25 protein-coding genes are annotated in these 23,739 nt (G+C 33.3%); 12 read left to right on the top strand and 13 right to left on the bottom strand.

What is annotated here, in order from left to right; translation table 11 throughout:
• Positions 1-51: 51 nt before the first annotated feature.
• From ACH2AZ_RS01790 to ACH2AZ_RS01780, 3 genes are all read left to right on the top strand, one after another.
• A complete protein-coding gene (locus tag ACH2AZ_RS01790) occupies positions 52-1,242 on the top strand; it encodes a proline dehydrogenase family protein (protein WP_394906374.1) in 1,191 nt (396 codons plus the stop codon).
• A 6-nt stretch (positions 1,243-1,248) separates the two neighbouring features.
• Entirely contained in the window at positions 1,249-2,217 is a 969-nt protein-coding gene (locus tag ACH2AZ_RS01785; RefSeq protein WP_394906373.1) for a YihY/virulence factor BrkB family protein, read from the top strand.
• Positions 2,218-2,331: 114 nt separating this feature from the next.
• Positions 2,332-2,880 carry a type 1 glutamine amidotransferase domain-containing protein gene (locus ACH2AZ_RS01780; protein ID WP_394906372.1) on the top strand — a complete coding sequence of 183 codons (549 nt, stop codon included), beginning with the start codon at positions 2,332-2,334 and terminating at the stop codon, positions 2,878-2,880.
• A gap of 50 nt (positions 2,881-2,930) precedes the next feature.
• Here the strand turns inward: ACH2AZ_RS01780 and ACH2AZ_RS01775 are convergent, their stop codons facing one another.
• From ACH2AZ_RS01775 to ACH2AZ_RS01750, 6 genes are read right to left on the bottom strand one after another with little or no spacing between them, the layout of a single operon-like run.
• A complete protein-coding gene (locus ACH2AZ_RS01775) occupies positions 2,931-3,257 on the bottom strand; it encodes a DUF6787 family protein (RefSeq protein WP_394906371.1) in 327 nt (108 codons plus the stop codon).
• On the bottom strand, positions 3,254-3,619 hold the full coding sequence (locus ACH2AZ_RS01770; RefSeq protein ID WP_394906370.1) for a hypothetical protein: 366 nt from the start codon (positions 3,617-3,619) through the stop codon (positions 3,254-3,256). The genes ACH2AZ_RS01775 and ACH2AZ_RS01770 overlap by 4 nt, the downstream gene beginning before the upstream one ends.
• Complete coding sequence (locus ACH2AZ_RS01765; protein ID WP_394906369.1) at positions 3,619-4,371, bottom strand: septal ring lytic transglycosylase RlpA family protein; 753 nt, start codon at positions 4,369-4,371, stop codon at positions 3,619-3,621. Before ACH2AZ_RS01765 ends, ACH2AZ_RS01770 begins: the two co-directional genes overlap by 1 nt.
• 2 nt (positions 4,372-4,373) lie before the next feature.
• Entirely contained in the window at positions 4,374-5,333 is a 960-nt protein-coding gene (locus tag ACH2AZ_RS01760) for an NAD(P)-dependent oxidoreductase (RefSeq protein WP_394906368.1), read from the bottom strand.
• Positions 5,314-6,399, bottom strand: coding sequence for a 3-phosphoserine/phosphohydroxythreonine transaminase (serC, locus tag ACH2AZ_RS01755; protein WP_394906367.1), 1,086 nt, complete (start codon positions 6,397-6,399; stop codon positions 5,314-5,316). The genes ACH2AZ_RS01760 and serC overlap by 20 nt, the downstream gene beginning before the upstream one ends.
• Positions 6,399-7,436: an acyl-CoA reductase gene (locus ACH2AZ_RS01750; protein WP_394906366.1), complete on the bottom strand. Its 1,038-nt coding sequence runs from the start codon at positions 7,434-7,436 to the stop codon at positions 6,399-6,401. Before ACH2AZ_RS01750 ends, serC begins: the two co-directional genes overlap by 1 nt.
• A gap of 67 nt (positions 7,437-7,503) precedes the next feature.
• Between ACH2AZ_RS01750 and ACH2AZ_RS01745 the strand changes: the two genes are divergently transcribed.
• Positions 7,504-7,854 carry a 4Fe-4S dicluster domain-containing protein gene (locus tag ACH2AZ_RS01745; RefSeq protein ID WP_394906365.1) on the top strand — a complete coding sequence of 117 codons (351 nt, stop codon included), beginning with the start codon at positions 7,504-7,506 and terminating at the stop codon, positions 7,852-7,854.
• Positions 7,855-7,929: 75 nt separating this feature from the next.
• Here the strand turns inward: ACH2AZ_RS01745 and ACH2AZ_RS01740 are convergent, their stop codons facing one another.
• The gene (locus ACH2AZ_RS01740) at positions 7,930-8,415 is read right to left on the bottom strand and encodes a hypothetical protein (RefSeq protein WP_394906364.1); all 486 of its coding nucleotides are present in this window, start codon (positions 8,413-8,415) and stop codon (positions 7,930-7,932) included.
• A gap of 127 nt (positions 8,416-8,542) precedes the next feature.
• Here ACH2AZ_RS01740 and ychF point away from each other — a divergent pair, with 127 nt between their 5' ends.
• The 6 genes from ychF (at position 8,543) to mscL (ending at position 17,505) form a co-directional block, all read left to right on the top strand.
• The gene (ychF, locus tag ACH2AZ_RS01735; protein WP_394906363.1) at positions 8,543-9,637 is read left to right on the top strand and encodes a redox-regulated ATPase YchF; all 1,095 of its coding nucleotides are present in this window, start codon (positions 8,543-8,545) and stop codon (positions 9,635-9,637) included.
• 143 nt (positions 9,638-9,780) lie between these two features.
• The gene (locus tag ACH2AZ_RS01730; protein WP_394906362.1) at positions 9,781-11,967 is read left to right on the top strand and encodes an ATP-binding protein; all 2,187 of its coding nucleotides are present in this window, start codon (positions 9,781-9,783) and stop codon (positions 11,965-11,967) included.
• Between the two features lie 85 nt (positions 11,968-12,052).
• Complete coding sequence (locus ACH2AZ_RS01725; RefSeq protein WP_394906443.1) at positions 12,053-13,912, top strand: DNA topoisomerase IV subunit B; 1,860 nt, start codon at positions 12,053-12,055, stop codon at positions 13,910-13,912.
• Positions 13,913-13,916: 4 nt separating this feature from the next.
• Complete coding sequence (locus tag ACH2AZ_RS01720; RefSeq protein ID WP_394906361.1) at positions 13,917-14,396, top strand: hypothetical protein; 480 nt, start codon at positions 13,917-13,919, stop codon at positions 14,394-14,396.
• Position 14,397: 1 nt separating this feature from the next.
• Entirely contained in the window at positions 14,398-17,034 is a 2,637-nt protein-coding gene (locus ACH2AZ_RS01715) for a DNA gyrase/topoisomerase IV subunit A (RefSeq protein WP_394906360.1), read from the top strand.
• Between the two features lie 3 nt (positions 17,035-17,037).
• Positions 17,038-17,505: a large conductance mechanosensitive channel protein MscL gene (gene mscL, locus ACH2AZ_RS01710; protein WP_394906359.1), complete on the top strand. Its 468-nt coding sequence runs from the start codon at positions 17,038-17,040 to the stop codon at positions 17,503-17,505.
• Between the two features lie 29 nt (positions 17,506-17,534).
• On the opposite strand, the gene ACH2AZ_RS01705 is transcribed toward mscL, so the two are convergent.
• Both ACH2AZ_RS01705 and ACH2AZ_RS01700 read right to left on the bottom strand, forming a co-directional pair.
• Complete coding sequence (locus ACH2AZ_RS01705; protein ID WP_394906358.1) at positions 17,535-17,906, bottom strand: DNA topoisomerase IV; 372 nt, start codon at positions 17,904-17,906, stop codon at positions 17,535-17,537.
• Positions 17,907-17,946: 40 nt separating this feature from the next.
• On the bottom strand, positions 17,947-18,366 hold the full coding sequence (locus ACH2AZ_RS01700) for a helix-turn-helix domain-containing protein (protein WP_394906357.1): 420 nt from the start codon (positions 18,364-18,366) through the stop codon (positions 17,947-17,949).
• A gap of 297 nt (positions 18,367-18,663) precedes the next feature.
• Here ACH2AZ_RS01700 and ACH2AZ_RS01695 point away from each other — a divergent pair, with 297 nt between their 5' ends.
• Positions 18,664-19,776 (top strand): M14 family zinc carboxypeptidase, encoded by a 1,113-nt coding sequence (locus ACH2AZ_RS01695; protein WP_394906356.1) that lies wholly within the window; start codon positions 18,664-18,666, stop codon positions 19,774-19,776.
• Between the two features lie 94 nt (positions 19,777-19,870).
• The gene (locus ACH2AZ_RS01690; RefSeq protein WP_147862443.1) at positions 19,871-20,353 is read left to right on the top strand and encodes an Lrp/AsnC family transcriptional regulator; all 483 of its coding nucleotides are present in this window, start codon (positions 19,871-19,873) and stop codon (positions 20,351-20,353) included.
• A gap of 62 nt (positions 20,354-20,415) precedes the next feature.
• Here the strand turns inward: ACH2AZ_RS01690 and ACH2AZ_RS01685 are convergent, their stop codons facing one another.
• The 4 genes from ACH2AZ_RS01685 to gcvT form a co-directional block, all read right to left on the bottom strand.
• The gene (locus ACH2AZ_RS01685) at positions 20,416-21,138 is read right to left on the bottom strand and encodes a YebC/PmpR family DNA-binding transcriptional regulator (protein WP_394906355.1); all 723 of its coding nucleotides are present in this window, start codon (positions 21,136-21,138) and stop codon (positions 20,416-20,418) included.
• 70 nt (positions 21,139-21,208) lie between these two features.
• Positions 21,209-21,496 (bottom strand): 4a-hydroxytetrahydrobiopterin dehydratase, encoded by a 288-nt coding sequence (locus ACH2AZ_RS01680; protein WP_394906354.1) that lies wholly within the window; start codon positions 21,494-21,496, stop codon positions 21,209-21,211.
• Positions 21,497-21,643: 147 nt separating this feature from the next.
• Positions 21,644-22,450 carry a sugar nucleotide-binding protein gene (locus ACH2AZ_RS01675; RefSeq protein ID WP_394906442.1) on the bottom strand — a complete coding sequence of 269 codons (807 nt, stop codon included), beginning with the start codon at positions 22,448-22,450 and terminating at the stop codon, positions 21,644-21,646.
• A 136-nt stretch (positions 22,451-22,586) separates the two neighbouring features.
• A complete protein-coding gene (gene gcvT, locus ACH2AZ_RS01670) occupies positions 22,587-23,669 on the bottom strand; it encodes a glycine cleavage system aminomethyltransferase GcvT (RefSeq protein WP_394906353.1) in 1,083 nt (360 codons plus the stop codon).
• Between the last annotated feature and the right edge of the window lie 70 nt (positions 23,670-23,739).

The following is a 23,739-nucleotide window of genomic DNA, read 5'->3' as shown; positions in this document are numbered from 1 at the left end:
ATATATTATTCCTAAATCGAAAGCTATATTTGCAAAAATTAAATATCTGTAATGGTTACAAAAATCTTCAATAATACCAAGAGGGCTTTTGCATTAAAAAGTGACAAAGACTTAAAGAAAGCGCTCTTTATTTTTAAATTAATGAATCAACCCGCCTTAGTTAGTGTAGGCACAAAATTAACTAAACTAGGACTTGCTTTGCATTTACCCATTGAGGGATTGATTAAGAAAACTATTTTTGAGCAATTTTGTGGAGGAATAACCAAGGAAGACTGCTTGCCTACCATACGTAAAATGCATGAAAAGAATGTTTTTAGTATTTTAGATTATTCAAGCGAAGGTAAAGATGAAGAAGCCGAATTTGATAAGGATTTAGAAATTAAAAAAGACCTTATAGCCTTTACTAAAGAAAATGATGAACTTCCTTTTGCCGTTTTTAAACCTACTGGCATTGGGAGGTTTGCAATTTGGGAAAAAGTTTCGGCCAATGAGCAGCTCTCACAAGAAGAACAAAAAGAGTGGGAGCGTATAAAGAATAGAGTAGATAAAATTTGTGCTTTAGCACACGAATTAGATGTTGTGATATTGGCTGATGCCGAAGAGTCTTGGATGCAAGATGCAGCGGATGATTTGATGGAGGAAATGATGGCTAAATATAACAAAGAAAAAGCCATCGTATTTAATACCCTACAATGTTATCGTTGGGACAGGTTACAGTACATTAAAGATCTTCACGTGCGAGCTCAAAATAAAGGTTTTAAGGTTGGCGCTAAATTAGTGCGTGGTGCTTATATGGAAAAAGAAAATATAAGAGCATCAAAAATGAATTACCCCACGCCAATATGCGAAGATAAAGAAGCTACAGATGTTAATTTTAATGCCGCACTTTATTATGGTATTCAAAATCTAGATGAAATTAGTTTATATATAGGTACGCATAATGAGGTAAGTACCTACTCTGCCATGCGTTTAATGGAAGAACGCGGAATAGAAAAAAACGATCCGCGAATTTGGTTTGCTCAATTGTACGGTATGAGCGACCATATTTCCTATAATTTGGCACTAAACGGATACAATACGGTCAAACTAGTGCCTTATGGACCTATTCGAGAAGTTATACCTTATTTAATTAGAAGAGCAGAGGAGAACACCTCTGTAGCCGGTCAAACGGGAAGGGAGTATGCTTTACTTATGGAAGAAAAACATCGTCGAGAAGGTAATTTTGTTAAACGTGTAAAATAGCGTATTATGAAGGTAACGGTAATGAAAAGATTAGCCTTGTTAAAACAAACCTATCAGCGTTGGATGGGTAATAACCCCTTCGAACAAAGTGCGGTTATCGCTTATTATGCGTTATTTTCATTACCCTCCTTGCTGGTAATTGTTATAAGTATTACTGGTTACTTTTTTAATAGAGAAAGTGCAGAAGAAAAAATTTTAAACGAAATCGCCAATTTTATAGGATCCGATACTGCGGAAGCTATAGCGGATATGATTGAAAAAGCACAATTGAGTCAAGATAAGACCTTGATGATTATTATTAGTTTAGGATTGCTGTTTTTTGGTGCTACAGGTGCTTTTTTTCAACTTAAAAGAGCGATGAATAATATTTGGAGTGTTCGCACTAAAAACGATAATCTAAAAGGAATTATTTTAGATCGAGTAATTTCATTGGGTATGGTGTTTTTTATTGCTTTTTTACTTTTAATATCTCTTATACTTAGTTCTGCAATTTCATATTTAAGTGAGTATCTGGGGCAGTTTGCACCGCAATTGACAAGTTATACAGTAGAGGTTTTAAATTTTTTATTGAGTTATGCCTTTATCGGATTTTTATTTGCGAGTATATTTAGATTATTGCCAGATATAATAATTAAATGGCGAACTACTTTCATAGGCGCTTCACTCACTACCTTGTTGTTTTTACTAGGTAAATACGCATTAGGCTATTATTTTGGTCAATCTAATCCTGCATCTATTTATGGAGGCGCTTCTTCGGTAGTGCTCATATTGTTGTGGATTTATTATTCTTGCTTAATCTTATTTTTCGGAGCTGAATTTACCGTACAATACGCTTTGTTTAAAAACGATACCATACAGCCAAATAAATTTGCTGAACCTGCCTATTACCAAGAAATTGAAGAATTGAAGGAAAAGAAGCGAATCATTGAACAAAACAAAAAAGATTTAGATGTATTGTCTGATTCGAGCACTTAAAAACTTATTTTAATAGTATTTAACTTCTTTGGATTGTTTTTTAAAATAGCTTTAATAGCCTTTTCCATACATATTCTCTAATTTAGTGGTGAATCAAAAAAAAGAAAAATTATTATGGAAAAGAAAGTAGCTATTTTAGCAACAAACGGGTTTGAAGAAAGCGAGTTGGAATCTCCTTTAAATGCCATGAAAAATGAGGGCTTTAATGTGGAAATTGTAAGCTTAGAGGAAGGGAGCATCAAAAGTTGGAAAGATGGAAATTGGGGCAAATCTTTTGATGTAGACAAATCGTTAAAGAATGTTAGTGCAAAAGATTATCACGCCTTGGTTTTACCAGGTGGAGTTATTAATCCAGATTTGTTGAGAGTAGAGGAGGATGCTCTTATCTTTATTCGAGACTTCTTTAAACAGAGCAAGCCTGTCGCTGCTATCTGCCACGGAGCTTGGCCTTTAATTAATGCAGATGTGGTTGAAGGTAGAACAATGACCTCTTACAAGTCAATTAAAAAAGATTTAGAAAATGCAGGTGCCCTTTGGGTTGATCAAGAGGTTGTTGTAGATGAAGCACTCGTAACTTCTAGAAATCCAGGAGATTTAGAAGCCTTCAACGCTAAGGTGATTGAAGAGATTAAAGAAGGAAAACATGATCTTCAACACGCTTAATTAACAGAATTGACAATAAAAAAACATCCCGAGTTTTCGGGATGTTTTTTTTATTCTTTCTCAAATAAAAAGCCGAGTCCCAAACGCTTTAGCATTTTTTTCTCGAAAGCCCAAAAGAACTTAAATTGTCCGAATAGGCTGCCCAGAACAACTAACAATACTTGATAAACTGGGAAAATTAGTAAAATACGTAAGGTATAATAAAGTAATCCACCCCAAATAAAATTGTCTGGAAAATTCTCTCTGCTTAAGTTTAAGAAATCTAAAATGGGTTTGGCCACATATACAGCAGTTGAACCTGTAAGTCCAAAAACAATAAAAATAATTACCAATTGAAAATTTGAAGTAATTCCCCAATGCTCTTTCAGCTTTCTCATAATGTAATGTTATGCTTCTTTTCAAAATAAATCAAGTATAGATAGATCACAGAATCTACCTCTTGACTGTACGTTTTGTTTTTGAAATAATTTATGTTTTGTGGTTTTTCAAGATTTGATTTGACCCAAATTCTATAATTAGATAATTTCTTCAGAAGCTCATTTCTCATATTAGACACTTCCATATTTTGAAAGTTTGTTTGCGTCTGCATCCATTTCTTGAATTCGGAATCGTTAATGACAACTTCATAACTAAAATCTTGATTGACTGACTGAGGATCTTGGGTTGGCTTATTTAATGATGTACAAGCAAATAAAGATAAAGAAAGCAAAAACTTCAAACCAAAAACCAATCTACGCATTAGTTAAAAGCTTTAAAATCTACAATAAAACTTCCAGGATACTTTTTCTGCACTTTATCTCTAAATCGCTCAGCCTTATCTCTTTGCGAAAATTCGCCTAATACCAAAGTGTACACCTTTACTTCTTGTATAGTTTTTACCTGTACGACCACATTTTTTTGATAACTAGCTTTTAAGTTCTCGGCTAATCTTATCAGATTGGCTAATTCTTGAAAACTTCCGATTTGTACACCATACCAATCGGGTTGTACCCTTTTTATGGATAGCTCATAAAATTCTAGGGCCTCTACCTTATCTGAGGTGTCAATCACTTTAGAAGTATTTGTAACTGCACTTTCAATCTCTTCCATTTTCACAGGCTCATCATTACTCGCAACAATAGGCGCTGTAACCCTGGCATCTTGTTGATCAATTACCTCAATTGCTACATCAGTCACACCTTCATCTATAAAACCCAACTGTGTTGCTGCAGACTTAGATAAATCTATAATTCTATCTTTAACAAAAGGCCCTCTATCATTAACTCTAACAACAATTGCCATATTATTGGCGAGATTAGTTACCTTTAAATGTGTGCCGAAGGGTAAATTTCTATGTGCAGCAGTGGCTTTGGTATGGGTGTACTTTTCGCCGTTGGCCGTTCGTCTTCCTTCAAATTTATCGGCATAAAAAGAAGCTTTTCCCGTTTGTACTTGTGCGAAACTGTTTAAGCCAAATAACAAAAAACCTAGTAAAATTAAAACTCTATTCATTTTTACTTTTTTAAATTCTCAAATATATTAATAATTTGTTGGGTAGCCATTTTTGAAGCCAAGTAATCTGCTTGTTTAGAATGATTAGCTATATTAGGACTTAGCGATATTCTAGGTTGCATAAGTAACTGGATTTCGGGTTTAGGTTGATTTTCAAAAACATCGAGCGCGGCAAATCCAATTTTTTCATCATTTAAGGCATCGATCAGAGCAACTTCATCAATAACTCTAGGATGATAGGTATTAATTATACCTGCAGTCTTTTTCATTAGATTTAAACTCGATGCATCAATCAAATATTCGTCATCATCATATTTGTGAACACTTATAATATCCGCTTCACGGTAAAGCGTTTCTTCAGAACAAGATTTAGGCTCGATAGAAGATTCTTTATTCTGCCCTTGAGAATTGTTTGTAGTATAAGGTTTAGCTTCGCCTGCGACCATAAATTTTACTCCCCAGTTTTGTAATAATTGTACTACGCGTTCTGCCACCGCATCAAAACCTAAAAAGCCCCAAGTTTGACCCCATAACGAGTCTCCCTGACTAAATAGTTTATGCATTTGATTAAATCGAATATCTCCTTCTAAAGGCATTTCTCTATTACAGTCTTTTAAATTCCTTAAACAACTAAGGCTGTGAGCAATAATAAGCTCTGCCTCGGTTTGAATATAGGCTTGCTCGGTAGTATAAATTTGTATACCTAGTTTTTTTGCATATTCAAAAGGGATATGCGCTAAACTTTTACCCACTACGATAATAAATTTTAAAGAATTCAGTTGGTCGAGTAGTGTAGTAGTAATCTTATAATTTGCGTCAACCAATAAGCCGTCAAAATCATGATTGGCACAATAATTCACGATTTGATTATGGGAAACAGTTTTGGTCACCACTTCAATACCTAAAGATTGTAGTGAGCGTTCTTGGTTTTCTTGTAAAACCTTAAGATTTAATATTTTCATAGTTTTCTTCAAATTGTTGCAAGCAAGACACTAAAACTTTAACGCTATCTAATTCTAAGGCATTATAAAGTGAAGCGCGATAATCACCCACACTGCGATGTCCTTTTAGTCCAATGATATTATGATGCTCTAAAAATCTATCAAAATCAGAAGTTAAATCAGGCTTATTTAAAGCGAAAGTAATATTCATATTTGATCGCGAGTTTTTCTTAACTAAAGGGGTGAATAGATTTGAGGCATCGAGATAATTATACAGTAAATTTGCTTTTATTTCGTTACGTTTTTCAACGGATTTAATTCCGCCTTGAGCTTTAAGCCAACGTAAATTAAGTAAAGAAACATAAATGGAGAAAACGGTTGGCGTGTTAGCTAAACTTTCTTTCTGTATTAAATAGTCGTAGTTTAGCAGGCTTGGTATTTTTCGATTTGCTTGAGAAAAGGCCTTTCTATTGATTATTACTAGGGTTGTGCCCGCTGCGCCTATATTTTTTTGCGCTCCGGCATAAATGAGTTGAAACTGCGAAAAATCTAAAGATCTAGAAAAAATATCGCTACTCATATCGACCACTACCGGTACTTTTTGTTCAGGGAAATTTTTAATTTGTGTTCCGTAAATGGTGTTATTGCTCGTGTAGTGAATATAGTCTAGATCACTTCTATTTTGAATAGTATTTTCAGGAATATAGGAAAAGGCCTGGTAATTTGAACTGCCTATATCAACTACTTCACCAAAGAAACGAGCTTCGTGAATGGCTTTTTGCGACCATACGCCCGTATTTAAATAACCTGCTCGTTTGCTTAGAAAATTAAATGGGATTTGGTGAAACTGTGCGCTGGCGCCACCGTGTAAAAATAAGGCAACATAATCTTTAGTATTTAGCCCTAAAAGTTCGAGCACCAATGCTCTGGCTTCTTCAATAATGGCTGTAAAGGCATTACTTCGGTGCGATATTTCTAAAATAGATAAACCGCTTTCGTTATAGTTTACCACAGCTTTACCAGCTTGTTGAAAAACAACATCTGGTAGCTTGGCGGGACCTGCACAAAAGTTATGCTTAGACATCATTATAGTTGTTTTAGAAAATTAAGTGTATCTACATTATCAGCATAGTCTCTTAGCGATGGCCTTTGTGTTTGGCCATAAGCTATGTGGTTTTTTTCTAGCTGATTAGATACGATGCATTGAAGTTTTTCTTGATGTTCGTTTAATAAATCCTTTACTTGTTCAAGCTGATTGTAACGCTCAAAAAACAGTGTACCTATAGGTGAAGAAAAGTTAGTATCTTCTTTTAACAATAAAAAGCCGTTATCAAAAATTGAAAATTCACTCATCAGGTAAATCGCTTTATTGTAATCGTAATTATTGGCGTATTTATGATTGTCTAACAAATTTTGCCAAGAAAAAATAGCCTCATAAAACTTATCAATTTTAAAATCGTGAGGAATATAAATTTTAGAAACATTTCTACAGCCTAAACCGTAATATCTAAAAATGTCTTCTCCCAGTTTTTTAAGGTCTTCTTTGGTGTCATCCCGAGAAATTAAGGCTACACTGTTTCGGTTTTTACGTATGATATTTGGTTTTTTAGAGAAATAGTATTCAAAATATCTTGCTGTATTGTTACTACCTGTGGCAATAACGGCGTCAAAAAATTCTAGTTTCTCCCTTGTGAACTCAATTTTAGAACTCCAATTATCATTATTTGAAATAAGATATTCAGACAAAACCGGAAGTAATGTTTGGTCGTTACTTGATTGCTTTACTAAAATGTTATTTCCACTTAATAGCACACACAAAAAATCATGAAAGCCAACCAACGGAATGTTCCCTGCCATAATCACCGCTATGGTTTTAGGTTGGGTAGGAGTATTTAACTGGTAAGAATCAATCCATTGTTTCAATTTTTCCTGCGTTAACAAGTCGGCCCAATTCTTTAAGGCAAATTTTATATTTTCTTCTGTAAACCAGCCGTTGTGATGAATGGCTGAACTTACCGTTTGATCTAATTTATCGTGTAATTTATGTTGTGCTCTACCGTTTAAGTAATCATTTAAAAATTTACCCAGTTCAACAAAAGAATTTATTCGAGTTTCTAAATCCATATTTATTTGGTTATCTATGCCAATGGCTTTATTTTTGTGCAAAGTTACGTAATATAAACTATTAATTATGGCTATTATAATCACCGATGAATGCATAAATTGTGGGGCCTGTGAACCAGAGTGTCCCAATACCGCTATATATGAGGGTGCAGATGATTGGCGCTATGCAGATGGAACCGACTTGTCTGGAGAAATTGTTTTACCTGATGGTAAAGAGGCTAATGCCGAAGAAACCCAAGAACCTATAAGTGATGAATTCTATTATATTGTACCCGATAAATGTACAGAATGTAAAGGGTTTCACGATGAACCACAATGTGCCGCTGTTTGTCCCGTAGATTGTTGTGTTCCTGATGAAGATCACGTAGAAAGTGAAGAAAAGCTTTTAGAAAAACAGAGTTTTATGCATGGGAGCTAAATTGTATATCATAAAAAACGGATAGTAAAGTACTATCCGTTTTTTTCAATTTTCTTTTTCTCTCAATCTTTTTAGTTATCGTTTTAGTTTGTATTTTTTAAGAACAACCGCATCGGTATTGTCATCGTAACTACCCACAACAAAATTCCCCGATAAATCAAAATATCCTACTGCGTCAAATTTTGGTGTGTGTAATAAATAAAGGTCTTTATTCGGTAATTTTCTAATAACTCCATAGTTTACCATCTTACCATCGGTTTGCTTTTTTATAACATAGCCTTTGTCATCTGGTTCTATACTAAAGTTGATATCGTTTTCAATAAATAAAGTAGATGATTGGATTACTTTATCACCTCGCATAAGCATCTGGTTGGTTGCACCAGTTTCAGAGAGTTTTAGGTCTCTATTTTCACTTACCTTTTGCTTTTTAATAGCTACTTCTTCGCCTTTATTAGTTTTAACTTTTGTTTTAGTGGTAACCGTTTTTTCTAATCGGTCTTGTTGGGCCATCATTCCCAAAGAAAAACATAAACATAAAGCTGTAATTAAAATCTTTTTCATAACATTTTTATTTTGTTTAGTCAAAAATACAACTTAGAAATGTTAATAATTAATAAGTAAAGCCTAAGGTTATTTTAAAGCTTATGTTTAAATCATTTAATATATTTGCAACTCAAAATTTTAAAAGATGAAAGCAGGTATAGTAGGTTTACCCAATGTAGGTAAGTCGACATTGTTTAATTGTTTATCCAATGCCAAAGCCCAGAGTGCGAATTTTCCTTTTTGTACTATCGAGCCAAATATAGGAGTGGTAAATGTTCCCGACCACCGTTTAGAGAAATTAGAATCATTGGTTAATCCAGAACGTGTTTTGCCCGCTACAGTAGAAATAGTTGATATTGCGGGGTTAGTGAAAGGGGCTAGTAAAGGTGAAGGACTAGGAAATCAATTTTTGGGTAATATTAGAGAAACCGATGCTATTTTGCACGTACTACGTTGCTTTGATGATGAAAACGTAGTGCATGTAGACGGAAATGTAAATCCTATTAGAGATAAGGAAACCATTGATATCGAGTTGCAATTAAAAGATTTAGAAACGGTTGAGAAAAAATTAGAAAAAGTTAAGCGCGCCGCAAAAACAGGGAATAAAGAAGCCATAAAAGAACAAGATGCCTTATTGCAGCTTAAAAGTGGATTAGAGGAGGGCAAATCGGTAAGAGGCATACAAATAAATGAAGATGATCGTCAGGATTTTGTGACGCCTTTACAGTTGATTACTGATAAACCTGTTTTGTATGTATGTAATGTTGATGAATCTTCGGCTGTATCGGGTAATAAGTATGTAGATCAAGTAAAGGAGGCTGTGAAAGACGAAAATGCCGAAGTTTTGATCTTAGCTGTGGGAATTGAAGCAGATATTACCGAGTTGGATGATTATGAAGAGAGGCAAATGTTTTTAAGCGATATTGGTCTAGATGAAGCGGGTTCTGCCAAATTAATTCGAGCAGCCTATAAACTGTTAAATCAACAAACCTATTTTACTGCTGGAGTTAAAGAAGTCAGAGCCTGGACTATACCAGTAGGAGCTACAGCACCTCAAGCTGCAGGAGTTATACATACAGATTTTGAAAAAGGCTTTATTAGAGCAGAAGTTATTGCTTATGATGATTATGTAACCTATGGTAGCGAGGCTAAAATAAAAGAAGCCGGTAAATTAAAAGTAGAAGGCAAGGAGTATATTGTACAAGATGGTGACGTAATGCACTTCAGGTTTAATGTTTAAAGAGCGAAATAAATCTGTAAAAAAAGCTCAATTTTATTCTAATTTGAGCTTTTTTTGTACAATTTCTAAAAAGAACTGCGATTAAAGGTTTAAAACTACTATATTTACCAGGCTAAATTAAGGTTTCTGATTAAATTTTTTTGATGTTAAAAAAAATAACATTCACTCTTTTTACTACTCTTTTTTTGATATGTGCCGCAGTAGCTCAAAATGAAGTTGGTAATGCAGCATTACGGAAACAATTAGAGACTTGTTATGAGCACCTTGAAGAAAACCGTTATTTAGATGGGGTTAAGCAAGCAAATTTGCTTTTAGAGCGAGCGCGTGAAAAAGAATCTGAAGAATATATTGCGGAGGCTTATTATTTTCTAGGACTAATCGATGAGACCTCCCGTGACTATCAAGGTGCCGAAACAAAATACCTAAAAGCTCTTGAAATTACTACCCAAAATAAGGACACGCTTTTTATTATTGACCTATACAATGGTTTGGGTTCTATAGCGGCATTAAAAGATGGCAATTACCAAAAAGCTGAAAACTATTATACAGAGGCTTTAAGTTTTGCAGAACAGATTAACTCACCTTTCATAACAACTTTAACGATTAATCTTTGTTGGAATTTTCTAGATCAACAAAAAACAAATCAGGTAAAACCTTATCTTTCAAAACTAAATAACTATTTAAAGTCGCCTCCTCAAGATGGTGAAGAAACTTTAACTCAAGCCACTAGTGGTTATATATTGGGTCGATACTATTTAGAAACAAATAACTTTGAACGAGCCGAAATTTATTTTAATAAAAGTATTGGGTATGCCAAAAAGATTAAAAATTTAGAACATTTAAGAGATATTTACTGGCAAACTACTAAATTATACGAAGTTCAAGAAAATTACGAAAAGGCCCACGAACAGCTTAAAAAATATATCGCTTATAATAATTTATTCTTAGATAATAAAGCCATTCAAAGTTTACGGGCCGAAAAAGTGAAACTTCAAATAGGAGAATACGAACGCGCCTTAAACAATTCAGAAAGAGAACATTTACTGGTTAGCTCTTTGGCGGATAGTAGAAGAAAATTAATTGTGATTTATGCAGTTGCGTTTAGTGTATTATTGGTCTTTTCAGTAATTATTTACAGGCAAAATATAGCTAAAAAGAAATTGATTTCTGGTTTAGCTAAAAATAACCGGGCATTAAAAGAAGCTCGCGAAGCAGCCTTACAAGCAGCAAAGATAAAGACCCAGTTCATAAACAGTATAAGCCATGAAATAAGGACTCCTTTACACGGGGTAATAGGAATAACTTCATTGTTATTGGAAGATGAAAATACCTCAAACAGTAATAAAAAGCTTTTAAAATCCTTAAAATTTTCGGGTAACTACTTATTGGGTCTTATAAGTAATGTTTTGCTAATTAGTAAAATTGACAATAATAAAGTTGTGGTACGACCACGAGAAACCAAAATAAAAGGATTTTTAGAAAATGTAATTCAGTCGGTATCCTTTATAGGAGATAAAAAAGGTGTTGATGTAAAATGGAAATTAGAAAAAGGTGTTCCTAATTTGTTAAAATTAGATCAAGTTGTTCTATTTGAAATTTTAGTCAATCTTATAGAAAATGCAATTAAATTTAGTCAGCAAAAGCAAGAAGTTAGACTAGAAGTTTCTCTGCAAGAAAAGACAAGTGATAAGGCCAAAATACGTTTTAAAGTTATTGATCAAGGCCCAGGTATTCCAGAGGAAAAGCATCAAGAGATTTTTACAGAATTTACACAGGTATCTGCAGAGAAGAAAAACCTAGAGGGGATAGGCTTAGGCTTGTCTATTGTTAAAAATTTAGTGGAGCTTTTGGGCTCTAAGATAAATATCGATAGTGAAATAGGTAAGGGTGCTACTTTTTACTTCGATTTAGAAACGCCAATTGTTGTACAACCCGATTTGAGTGAGAATAAAGCTGAAAAAGTTTCGAGATTGGCTCAAAAACGAATTTTATTAATAGAAGATAACGAGATTAATAAAATGGTTGTTTCTAAATTTTTATCCAGTCAAGAAGTTAAACTAGATATCGCATCAGAAGGTAATCAAGGTCTAGCGCTTTATCATAAAAATAAATATGATTTACTCTTGGTAGATATTAACATTCCGGGAATGAACGGTTTTGATATCACCGGAGAAATAAGAAAAACTAATCAAGAAATACCAATTATTGCGGTAACTGCCTCAGAATTAAAAGAAATTCAAAGTCTAGCTGATACAGTTGGCATCACAGATATTCTAATCAAACCTTTTAACAAAGAAACCTTAATCGATTTACTACAGAAATACCTGTAAAAAAACTTCTATTTTAAGGCTTTAAAACTTCAATAAACGGTTTCATTTTTAGGGAAAGCTTACTATATTAGCATCAAGCAAGTAAATTATGGAGGAAACAAAGTATACCGAAGACAATATTAGATCTTTAGACTGGAAAGAACACATTCGTATGCGTCCTGGTATGTATATCGGTAAGCTTGGTGATGGCTCTAGCGCCGATGATGGGATTTATATTCTTTTAAAAGAAGTATTAGACAACTCTATTGATGAATATGTCATGGGTGCGGGTAAAACTATAGAAATTTCTATACAAGGAACCCGAGTAATTGTACGAGATTACGGTAGAGGTATACCTTTAGGAAAGGTGGTAGATGTAGTTTCTAAAATGAACACTGGAGGTAAATACGATACCAAAGCTTTTAAAAAGTCTGTAGGACTTAATGGTGTTGGTACTAAAGCAGTAAATGCGCTCTCCAGCTATTTTCGAGTAGAATCGACTCGAGAAGGGAAGTCTGCTTCTGCCGAATTTGAGAAAGGAGAATTACTTGAACAAGAATTTTTAGAAGAGACCTCAAGAAGAAAAGGTACGAAAGTTAGTTTTATACCTGATGAGCAAATCTTTAAAAATTATAAGTATCGACACGAATATGTGTCGAAAATGCTAAAAAACTATGTTTACTTAAATCCGGGTTTAACCATTGTTTTCAATGGTGAAAAGTACTTTTCTGAAAATGGATTAAAAGATTTATTAGCAGAGAATATAAATGAAGAAAATCGTTTGTTTCCTATTGCACACCTCAAAGGCAACGATATTGAGGTAGCGATTACTTACAACAAGACGCAGTATAGCGAAGAGTATCATTCTTTTGTTAACGGACAACATACCACGCAAGGAGGTACACATTTAGCGGCTTTTAGAGAAGCTATAGTCAAAACCATTCGTGAGTTTTATAATAAAAATTTTGACGCTAGTGATATTAGAAAAAGTATCGTTTCTGCCGTAAGCATTAAGGTGATGGAGCCTGTTTTTGAGAGCCAGACCAAGACTAAATTGGGTAGTACAGAAATGGGTGGTGACCTGCCAACGGTGAGAACCTACATTGTAGATTTCGTAAAACGAAAATTTGATAATTATCTGCATAAAAATCCGGAAACGGCAGAGAAATTACACAAGAAAATCTTGCAAGCCGAAAAGGAACGAAAGGATTTATCGGGTATTCGAAAATTAGCTCGTGAAAGAGCAAAAAAAGCTAGTTTGCATAATAAAAAATTGCGTGACTGTAGAATACACCTAGGCGATGTGAAAAAAGAACGTAACTTAGAAACAACTTTATTTATTACCGAGGGAGACTCAGCAAGTGGTAGTATTACCAAGTCTAGAGATGTAAATACACAAGCCGTTTTTAGTCTAAAAGGTAAACCTTTAAACAGTTACGGTTTAACTAAAAAAATTGTTTACGAAAATGAGGAATTTAATCTGCTTCAAGCCGCTTTGAACATAGAAGACTCTATGGAAGATTTGCGTTACAATAATATTGTAATTGCTACAGATGCCGATGTAGACGGTATGCATATTAGATTACTGTTAATTACCTTCTTTTTACAATTCTTTCCAGAATTGATTAAAGAAGGTCACTTGTATATTCTACAAACTCCTTTGTTTAGAGTACGCAATAAAAAAGAAACTATTTACTGCTATTCTGAAGAAGAGAAACAAGCTGCCATTGCTAAATTAAAAGGGAATCCAGAAATAACTAGGTTTAAAGGTTTAGGTGAAATTTCTCCCGATGAATTTAAAAATTTCATAGGAGAAGATATCCGTTTAGACCCCGTGATGCTTGATAAAGATATGGGTATAGAAGAAATGTTAAGTTTTTATATGGGTAAAAACACAGCCGATAGGCAAAACTTTATAATTGAAAATTTAAAAGTAGAGTTAGATCCCATTGAAGAATCCGCCTAAAAATATGCGCTTTAACAATCTAAAGCTAACCCAATACGTGCCAGTGATTTACTTTTTAATACTGGTGTCGTACATTGCGGTTTGCATACTCTATTTTAGTTTACATAATTTTCTCTTTACGGATTGGTTTACCAGTATAAATTTATTTTTCTTGTTGCTCTTTATGTATTGCTATTTTAATTTAAAATATTTTGAATATGATGGATTAGGAGCAACCTTAAGTTTTACCAATAGAGGGGGATTTTTGTCGGAGTATTGGAATTATAAAAACAAAAAAGCCGAATTCCCTAAACAGAAACTAGATAATTTTAAAATAAAGAACTATTTTTTTATTAAAATATTAGAATTACAAATTTGTTCAAAAACAACTAAACGCAGGCGAGCTATTCAATTTAATATTAGCTTTTTAAGCAAAAAGAAAATTGGATACTTGCAGAATGAGCTGCATAGAATTTTAGAGAACAAAACATTTGAAGCCAATTAATATGAGCGAAAAAGAGTCACCAGAAAATAATTTTGAGACCAATAATAATCAAGAAATAACCCGGGTTACGGGTATGTATAAAGACTGGTTTCTTGATTACGCCTCTTACGTAATTCTAGAAAGAGCAGTACCAGCGCTTGAAGATGGATTCAAACCTGTTCATAGACGTATTATGCAATCTATGAAAGACTTAGATGATGGCAGGTACAATAAAGTGGCTAATATTGTGGGACACACGATGCAATACCACCCTCACGGCGACGCTAGTATCGCAGATGCTTTAGTTCAAATAGGGCAAAAAGATTTGCTCATTGATACACAAGGTAACTGGGGTAACATTTTAACTGGCGATCGGGCGGCAGCACCAAGATATATTGAAGCCAGACTCTCAAAATTTGCATTAGAAGTAATTTATAATCCTAAAATTACCAACTGGCAAGCCTCTTATGACGGTAGAAGAAAAGAACCTATTGCTTTGCCAGTAATGTTTCCTTTGCTGTTGGCTCAAGGAGCAGAAGGAATTGCAGTTGGTTTAAGTACCAGAATATTGCCTCATAATTTTAATGAGTTGATAGATGCTAGCATTCAACACCTTAGAGGTAAACGCTTTAAATTATATCCTGATTTTCCTACGGCGGGAATTATGGATGTTAGCAATTACAACGACGGTCTAAGAGGAGGCAAGGTGCGTATACGCGCTAAAATAAATCAATTAGACAAGCATACTTTAGTAATAAATGAGATTCCTTATGGAACCACAACTGGCACGTTAATAGAATCTATCATTAAAGCCAATGAGAAAGGTAAAATTAAAGTAAAGCATATTGAAGACAATACTGCCGAGCAGGTTGAAATTTTAATTCACTTGCCTAACAGTATCTCTCCAGATAAAACCATCGATGCGCTTTATGCTTTTACCAATTGCGAAATTTCAATATCACCATTATCTTGTATTATCATTGACCATAAACCTCATTTTTTAGGTGTTTCTGAAATTCTAAGATTAAGTACTAACCATACGCTTGAGTTACTTAAAAAAGATTTAGAAATAAAACTTGATGAGCACGAAGAACAATGGCATTTTGCTTCGCTTGAGCGGATTTTTATCGAGAAAAGAATTTATCGCGATATAGAAAATCAAGACACCTGGGAAGGGGTTCTTCAGGCTATAGATGATGGTTTGAAGCCACATATACAACATTTAAAAAGAGCGGTGACTCGAGAGGATTTAATACGATTAACCGAAATAAAAATTAAACGTATATCTAAGTTTGATCTAGATAAAGCTCAACAAAAGATAGAAGCATTAGAAGATGAAATAGCAAAAATAAAACATAATTTAGCGAACCTTATAGATTATGCTGTTGATTATTTTAATCGTCTAAAAAAGAACTTTGGAAAAGACAAAGAGCGTAAAACAGAATTACGCCTCTTTGAAGATATTGAAGCTACAAAAGTTGTTATCAGAAACACAAAACTTTACGTCAATCGAAAAGAAGGATTTATAGGTACCTCACTAAAAAAGGATGAGTATGTAGGTGATTGCAGTGATATAGATGATATCATTTGCTTTACACAAGATGGAATTATGAAGGTTACAAGGGTAGATAGCAAAACCTTCATCGGTAAAAATATTATTCATGTAGCTGTTTTTAAGAAAAAAGACAAACGAACAATTTACAATTTAATTTACCGTAATGGTACAGGTGGCAACGCTTATGTAAAAAGATTTGCGGTAACATCTATAACTAGAGATAAAGAGTACAGTGTTGGTAAGGGTAAACCCGGAACAAAAATTCTTTACTTTTCGGCTAATCCTAATGGGGAGGCTGAAAAGGTAGCCATTTATCTTCGACAAATAGGGGCACTTAAAAAATTACGATTCGAATTAGATTTTGCCGACCAATTAATTAAAGGAAGAACGGCAAAAGGTAATTTAGTCAGTAAACACCCAATTAAAAAAGTTGAACTTAAAGAAGAGGGCGTATCTACTTTAAAACCACGAAAAATTTGGTTTGATGAAACTATTAAACGATTAAATGTTGAAGAAAGAGGTGAATTGTTAGGAGAATTTAAAGGAGAAGATCGTATTCTTTTAGTTACTCAAAAGGGAGTTGTTTCTACCATTAAACCCGAATTGATTACACGCTTTGATGATAATTATGTAGTTCTAGAAAAATGGAATCCAGAAATTCCATTGACTGCAGTTTATTGGGAAGGAGAAAAAGAAAGGTACTATGTTAAACGATTTTTTATTGAGAATGAAGAGAAAGAAGAATTAATAATTACAGACCATCCCAAATCACAATTAGAGTTAATATCTACCGATCTAATTCCTGTATTGGAAATTAAGTATAGGAAACAAAGGGGTAAAGAACAGAGACCCAATGATACCGTAAACCTAGAAGAATTCATTGCGGTTAAAGGTATAAAAGCCCAAGGAAACCAGTTAACCACAGAAAAAGTTACTCAATTGCAATTAATAGAACCTATTGTTCCTTCATCAAAAGCAGATCCTTCTTTAGAGGATGATCTACAAGAAGAAGAGTTAGATATTGGCACGTTAGAGAAACAAACTAAAGCACAAAAAGAGAAACAAGCCAGTTTGTTTGATGAGGAAGAAAATAGTAAAGAATAAAACATGCTCTTTAAAGGAAAAAATATTTTAGAGGAGTTTAAAGAGTTTGCCATAAAAGGCAATATGATTGACATTGCTGTTGGTGTGATAATAGGAAGCGCTTTTAATCAAGTAATTGATGTAATGGTAAAAAAGGTTATTATGCCACCCTTGTCATTACTTATCGACGGCATAAATTTTATAGACAAAAAAATAATATTACGTCATGCCCTTAAAAAGGGAGACAAAATAATTAAAGAAGAAGTCTATATTGGGTATGGTGAGCTGCTTACGGTTCTACTTAATTTCTTAATAATTTCATTTACGGTTTTTATAGTGATTAGAGTTTTTAATAAACTTCGTAAGAATGCAGAGGATACACGAAATAAGCAAGTATCAACCCCAAAGAATATAGAGCTGTTAAGTGATTTAAAATTACTTTTGCAAGAACAGAATGCTTTATTAAAAGATAAAAGTAACGATAATCGCTAGCGTTTTGTATAAAAAGAAAATAATCCCCTTTAATCTACTTTAATAACAGTTCCTTTTTGCTTTTTGGTTTCTCCTACAATCGAATATTCAAAGGTATAGGTATTGCCTTTGGTGGTAAGTATTTTCATATGTAATGGCTTTTCTTCAGCCATATTTTTCGGATTCAAATTTTTAAGTATGTACTCACAATCATTGATCCATCTTATACTACTACTATCTATTTCATTTTTAAAATAATCAATTTCAATACTGTCATTGCGCACAAATCGGGTTTTAACCAACTCTCCATTAAGATAGGTTTCAAACTCAAAACTACCCGTTTTAAAATCGGTGCAATTACGACTAGGGCTGTAGCAAGAAACCATAGCTAAAAATATCAGTAAAAGAAGTGTATTTTTCATTGAACTTTTTTAACCGCTAATTTAAGTAATATAACGCCAATTAATTAGTAAAACTTTCGAAAGTTCCATCTTTATAAAAGATAACAATCCGACTGATGGATTTGTTTTTTAGAAAGCTTTCAGAGGTATTCAATTCTGACCCTTTTGCTGCTTCTGAATTTTGTTTCGTTTGGAATAATTCAGGAATATTTTTTTGTTCTAAAGTTGGGGGAGTGGAAGGATCTGATTCTTTACTACTTGGAAAATTTCCTTTTCCGTTAAGCAGCCAATACAGATTCACTTCGGGAAACCGATTGATTACTTTTAATACAAATTCTAAACTAGGTTTGTTACGGCCAGATAAAATATGAGATATGGAAGAACGACCTACTTGAATTTCTTCGGCAAAGGCAGCGGCCGATAAGTCGTAATATTCTAAAATTTTATCGAGTCGTTTTGTAAACTTTTCCGCGTTCACCATTGTAAACAATATACTTAAAATTGATTGTTTACAAATGTAATAAATAAATACAATACTATCAAACCCTAAACGTAATAACTCAATATAAATTAAACTAAAACTTTAACCTAACACAATTAAAAAACTCAAAACCAAACAATTAATAAATAAAAAATATTCATTAGGATACTTTCCAATCAACTAAGAAACCAATAGCAGAATAGATTTACATTTGTAACATTTTTAAAATTTATCCCCGTTCACAAATGTAAATAAAAGAATGTTTACTTTTGTAAACAATAAAAAAGCAATTTCAAAATGAGCCTAAAACATTACAATAAAATAAAAGGGCGTTATTTATCCTATACCAATTTAAGTAGATACCTTCAAAACTTACCTACAGATTTTAAGGTATCGGTTATAGGGCATTCTGAAAAAAATGAGAAAATCTACCAAGTTGAACTTGGAAATGGTCCAACCAAGGTATTGATGTGGTCGCAAATGCATGGAAATGAAAGTACGACCACAAAAGCTGTTTTTGATCTATTTGAAAAATTAAGAAAAGTAACATTTTCAGCATCTTTTGAGAACTTGAATATTTTGATTATTCCTGTGTTAAATCCCGATGGTTTGAAAGCCTATACCCGGCAAAATGCAAATCAGGTAGATCTTAATAGAGATGCCCAGAACTTAACTCAAGTAGAAAGTCAAATTCTAAAGAATGTATACATCAATTATGCACCTGACTTTTGTTTTAATTTACATGACCAAAGAACTATTTTTGGTACAAAAGGATTTAATAAACCAGCTACTTTATCTTTTTTGGCACCTGCATTCAATGAAGCTAGAGAGATGAATTCTCAGCGTTTAAAGGCTATGCAAATTATAGCAGGCATATACAAAGAATTAAGTGAAGATTTACCTGGTGGTATTGGTCGCTACGATGACACCTTTAACCTAAATTGTATAGGAGATACTTTAATGAATAGGGGAATTTCTACTATATTATTTGAAGCAGGACATTTTCCTGATGATTATGAACGTGAACAAACGCGCCAATTTGTCTTTAAAGCTTTATGGAGAGGCTTAGATTTAATAAATAGCCATGCTTACAAGAAATTTACAGAGAAAAACTACCTTACTATTCCTGAAAATGAAAAACAATTTTATGATTTGATTATTGAAAACATAGAACAAGAATCAAAAATTTGTCAAATAGGTATTCAGTACGAGGAACGTTTAACGGAGGGGGAGATTCATTTTATACCTATTATAGCCGAAATAGGATCAAAATTAAGCAGAAAAGGTCTAAGGTATATTTGCGCTAAACAGCTCGACTTAAGTGTTTTGAATGGAAAGTTACTTAAAGTAGGTGATGAATTGAAATACTTAAGCGGTACAAGTGGTTTATTCTCACTCAATTTAACATAAACTTAATTTTTCTTTATGATTTATCAAAAATAAAGTATTATTTTTGCATATTCTTTAATGGAAGAAATTTAAGATATTACGTAAAAGAAAAATTATGGCAAAGTTTAAGTTAGACGATATTGATCACCAAATATTAGATATTTTGATCGATAATTCTAGAACAGCATTTACAGATATTGCAAAACGTTTAGATATATCTGCAGGTACGGTTCATGTACGAGTTAAAAAGATGGAAGAGGCAGGTATAATTACGGGTTCGTCCTTATCGCTAGATTATAAAAAATTAGGTTATTCTTTTATTGCTTATGTGGGGGTGTTTTTACAAAAAACATCACAAACAAAGTTTGTATTAGAACGCATAAACGAAATACCATTTGTAACGGTGGCACACGTTACCACAGGAAAATTTAACATTTTCTGTAAAATTAGAGCTAAAAATACAGAACATGCCAAAAAGATCATTTTTATGATTGATGATATTGAAGGGGTTTATCGCACAGAAACAATGATTTCAATGGAGGAGAGTCTAAATGATAAGAAGCGTTTAATGCACTCTATATTTAAAGAATTACAATAGTTTTAAATAGATTTAGTTATAAAAAAGGAGTCAATTTTTGACTCCTTTTTTATAATAACCAATTAATTTTCGGTGCTTTCTTCCATAGTGTGATATACATTTTGTACATCATCATCTTCTTCTATTTTTTCTATTAATTTCTCTACATCCGCTTGTTCATCTGAACTAAGGCTTTTGGTTGTAGTGGGAATTCGCTCAAAACCAGAAGACAAAATTTCAATACTGCGATCTTCTAATTCTTTTTGAATAGCACCAAAACTTTCAAAGGGAGCGTAGATCAAAATCCCGTCTTCATCTTCAAAAACTTCCTCAGCACCAAAGTCAATAAATTCAAGCTCCAATTCTTCGGGATCTAACCCGTCTCCTTTAATTCTAAAATTGCAAGTGTGATCAAACATGAACTCTACAGAACCAGAGGTGCCTAAATTCCCGTTACATTTGTTAAAGTATGATCGAATATTAGCTACCGTTCTTGTATTATTATCAGTTGCGGTTTCAACCAAAATGGCGATACCATGCGGTGCATAACCTTCAAACAATACTTCTTTATAATCATCTTGATTTTTATCACTGGCCCTTTTAATTGCTCGCTCAATATTATCTTTGGGCATATTAACAGATTTTGCATTCTGTATAACAGCCCGCAAGCGGGCATTTGAATCGGGGTCGGGTCCACCTTCTTTTACAGCCATAACAATATCTTTGCCTATACGTGTAAAGGCTTTAGACATTGCTGCCCATCTTTTCATTTTACGTGCTTTACGAAATTCAAATGCTCTTCCCATAATTTGTTTCCATTGTTCTAGTCGGCAAATTTAACAAAATCTAAAAATTCTAGGTAAATTTTATTTAAAATTACTCGGTGTCTATTATAGCTTCTATAATTTGTGCTAAATGAATATCCTTTTCTGTCACTCCGCCAGCATCGTGTGTAGAGAGCGAAATACTTAATTCGTTATAAACGTTGCTCCAATCAGGATGATGATTTAAAGCTTCGGCTTCAAAAGCTATTCGAGTCATTATAGAAAATGTTTCTTTGAAATTTTCAAATTCAAACTTGGTTTGTATCGCATTTTCTTGATGTTGCCAACCCTCTAAATCTTTTAATTTATCTTTTATTTCTTGCTCATTCAGTTTTCTCATCGCTTCAGGTTTTTTATTTGCCTTAAAATTAAGAAAGGCTGAGCATTATAAATAGGTAAATTGATTTTAATTTGTGTAAAAATAGTTTTACATAAATTTTATTTCTATCGCTTAAAGCGGAAATAATTAGCGTAGGTTAAATTTGTACTAAAACTTTATGCTATTGGTAGAATCTGTTATAACCTTATCTAAGTCATATCGAAATTGTTGCGGTAATTTGTTTTTAGTTAATAAGGCTAAAAACCTATCTTGATTTGAATTGTAGATTCTTCTTAGTAACGGATTGTCTAAATTTAATTTTTCGCATATTTCTAAAATTAAATCTTCATGGTGAACTAAATTTTTACTACCCAAATGGTAAACTCCACCATAATGCTGGTTTATCATAAAATGGATTTGAAGACTAAGCCTATTCACGCTGGCCGCATTTATTATAACCTTTGGGAAAACTTCAATGGCTTCCTTGTTTTTATAATTATTCCGTATTTCTTGAATTCTAGGCGAATTTAATCCGTAAAGCATAGGTACTCTGGCAATTATATACTTATAGGTAGGCAGTCTTAAAAGGGCATTTTCTATTTGTATTTGAAACTTGCCGTATATGCTGGTAGAAAAGGTTTTATCGTATTCGTAATTAGGATAATTTGTAAATGCATCAAATACATTTGCTGTAGAAAACTGAATGAATTTTGCCTCGTTTTTTCGGAGATAAAACAACAAAGTTTGATAGTTTTCGTGCAAAGCCTTAAAGTCACCTTTTAAACAATGTATTATTATTTTAGGTTGAATTTGCTTGAGCAAATCTTGTAGGTCATCATAATGAAAATTCCAATGTATGTATTGCTGATTTTCATTATAGATTCGTAGAGGAGTTCGATATGTACCGTAAACGTTAAAATAAGGGGATAGTTCTTTGTAAAGCGTTCTACCAATAAAGCCGCTAGCTCCTAAAATTAATATGTTCTTGTTGTTTTTAATACTAAAAAGTCTATTTAATGTAAAAGCTGTTTATCTCTGCTTTGCGTAATCTTTGAAGACTCAAAGGCATAAACAAAAAATAAACAGCTTTGATTGTAATATGAAATACCTACTATTTTTTGTGAAAAGGAGGTTTGGTTATTTCAGCAGCCACACTTTTCTTTCTTATTTGAATTTTTATGGGTGTACCTTCTTTGGCGTGTTCAAGTTTTACATATCCCATCCCTATTGCTTTACCTGTTGAAGGAGACATGGTACCACTAGTTACCACTCCAATTTCTTCACCTTGGTCATTAACTATACTATATCCCTTACGTGGTATACCTTTTTCAGATAATACAAAACCAATTAATTTACGACTTGGTTTTTCTTCTTTTTGCTTTTTAAGCACTTCATCTCCTTTAAACGATTTATTGAATTTTGTAATCCAACCTAAGCCAGCTTCAATAGGGGTTGTTTCTTCATCTATATCATTGCCGTATAAACAGAAGCCCATTTCTAATCTTAAAGTGTCTCGGGCAGCCAGACCTATTGGCTGAATGCCAAAATCTTTCCCTGCCTCTAAAACACGTTTCCATATTTCGGGAGCTTCTTCGTTTTTAAAATAAATTTCAAACCCACCGCTTCCGGTGTATCCAGTTGCCGAAATAATAACATTTTCTGCGCCGGCAAATTCACCTACTTCAAAATTATAAAACTTAATAGCGCTTAAATCAATAGGGGTAAGTGCTTGCATAGCTTCGATAGACTTAGGTCCCTGAATAGCCAATAAAGAATACTCATCAGAGATATCTTTAATATCTGCATCTACGGTGTTGTTCTCTGCTATCCAGCTCCAGTCTTTTTCGATATTAGAAGCGTTTACTACCAATAGATATTTTTCACTATTAAACCTATAAATAATCAAATCATCTATGATACCGCCCTCGTGGTTGGTCAGGCAAGAGTACTGAGCTTTACCATCTACCAGCTTAGAAGCATCATTGGTGGTAAGATTTTGTATTAAGGCTAAAGCGTTTGGTCCACTAATTAAAAATTCCCCCATATGGGATACATCAAAAACACCTAAGTTTTCGCGTACGTTTTGATGTTCTTCATTAACTCCAGCATAAGATACAGGCATCTCAAAACCAGCATAAGGAACCATTTTTGCTCCCAAACCTTTATGTATTGAATTTAAAGCTGTTTTTTTCATTGGTTTAAAAATTTTAGCAAAGGTAGTTGTTTGTAGCAGTATGACCAAGTATTTAGCTTTAAGAAAATCG

Source organism: uncultured Mesonia sp. (genome assembly GCA_947499595.1).
Lineage (GTDB): Bacteria > Bacteroidota > Bacteroidia > Flavobacteriales > Flavobacteriaceae > Mesonia > Mesonia sediminis.
The sequence above is the reverse complement of the archived record's forward strand: the minus strand, read 5'-3'. Positions and strand labels throughout refer to the sequence as shown.

Excerpts from the sequence above, each read along its gene's own strand:
- ACH2AZ_RS01790 (WP_394906374.1), top strand. The coding sequence starts at position 52 with ATGGTTACAAAAATCTTCAATAATACCAAGAGGGCTTTTGCATTAAAA.
- ACH2AZ_RS01785 (WP_394906373.1), top strand. The coding sequence starts at position 1,249 with ATGAAGGTAACGGTAATGAAAAGATTAGCCTTGTTAAAACAAACCTAT.
- ACH2AZ_RS01780 (WP_394906372.1), top strand. The coding sequence starts at position 2,332 with ATGGAAAAGAAAGTAGCTATTTTAGCAACAAACGGGTTTGAAGAAAGC.
- ACH2AZ_RS01775 (WP_394906371.1), bottom strand. The coding sequence starts at position 3,257 with ATGAGAAAGCTGAAAGAGCATTGGGGAATTACTTCAAATTTTCAATTG.
- ACH2AZ_RS01770 (WP_394906370.1), bottom strand. The coding sequence starts at position 3,619 with ATGCGTAGATTGGTTTTTGGTTTGAAGTTTTTGCTTTCTTTATCTTTA.
- ACH2AZ_RS01765 (WP_394906369.1), bottom strand. The coding sequence starts at position 4,371 with ATGAATAGAGTTTTAATTTTACTAGGTTTTTTGTTATTTGGCTTAAAC.
- ACH2AZ_RS01760 (WP_394906368.1), bottom strand. The coding sequence starts at position 5,333 with ATGAAAATATTAAATCTTAAGGTTTTACAAGAAAACCAAGAACGCTCA.
- serC (WP_394906367.1), bottom strand. The coding sequence starts at position 6,399 with ATGATGTCTAAGCATAACTTTTGTGCAGGTCCCGCCAAGCTACCAGAT.
- ACH2AZ_RS01750 (WP_394906366.1), bottom strand. The coding sequence starts at position 7,436 with ATGGATTTAGAAACTCGAATAAATTCTTTTGTTGAACTGGGTAAATTT.
- ACH2AZ_RS01745 (WP_394906365.1), top strand. The coding sequence starts at position 7,504 with ATGGCTATTATAATCACCGATGAATGCATAAATTGTGGGGCCTGTGAA.
- ACH2AZ_RS01740 (WP_394906364.1), bottom strand. The coding sequence starts at position 8,415 with ATGAAAAAGATTTTAATTACAGCTTTATGTTTATGTTTTTCTTTGGGA.
- ychF (WP_394906363.1), top strand. The coding sequence starts at position 8,543 with ATGAAAGCAGGTATAGTAGGTTTACCCAATGTAGGTAAGTCGACATTG.
- ACH2AZ_RS01730 (WP_394906362.1), top strand. The coding sequence starts at position 9,781 with ATGTTAAAAAAAATAACATTCACTCTTTTTACTACTCTTTTTTTGATA.
- ACH2AZ_RS01720 (WP_394906361.1), top strand. The coding sequence starts at position 13,917 with ATGCGCTTTAACAATCTAAAGCTAACCCAATACGTGCCAGTGATTTAC.
- ACH2AZ_RS01715 (WP_394906360.1), top strand. The coding sequence starts at position 14,398 with ATGAGCGAAAAAGAGTCACCAGAAAATAATTTTGAGACCAATAATAAT.
- mscL (WP_394906359.1), top strand. The coding sequence starts at position 17,038 with ATGCTCTTTAAAGGAAAAAATATTTTAGAGGAGTTTAAAGAGTTTGCC.
- ACH2AZ_RS01705 (WP_394906358.1), bottom strand. The coding sequence starts at position 17,906 with ATGAAAAATACACTTCTTTTACTGATATTTTTAGCTATGGTTTCTTGC.
- ACH2AZ_RS01700 (WP_394906357.1), bottom strand. The coding sequence starts at position 18,366 with ATGGTGAACGCGGAAAAGTTTACAAAACGACTCGATAAAATTTTAGAA.
- ACH2AZ_RS01695 (WP_394906356.1), top strand. The coding sequence starts at position 18,664 with ATGAGCCTAAAACATTACAATAAAATAAAAGGGCGTTATTTATCCTAT.
- ACH2AZ_RS01690 (WP_147862443.1), top strand. The coding sequence starts at position 19,871 with ATGGCAAAGTTTAAGTTAGACGATATTGATCACCAAATATTAGATATT.
- ACH2AZ_RS01685 (WP_394906355.1), bottom strand. The coding sequence starts at position 21,138 with ATGGGAAGAGCATTTGAATTTCGTAAAGCACGTAAAATGAAAAGATGG.
- ACH2AZ_RS01680 (WP_394906354.1), bottom strand. The coding sequence starts at position 21,496 with ATGAGAAAACTGAATGAGCAAGAAATAAAAGATAAATTAAAAGATTTA.
- gcvT (WP_394906353.1), bottom strand. The coding sequence starts at position 23,669 with ATGAAAAAAACAGCTTTAAATTCAATACATAAAGGTTTGGGAGCAAAA.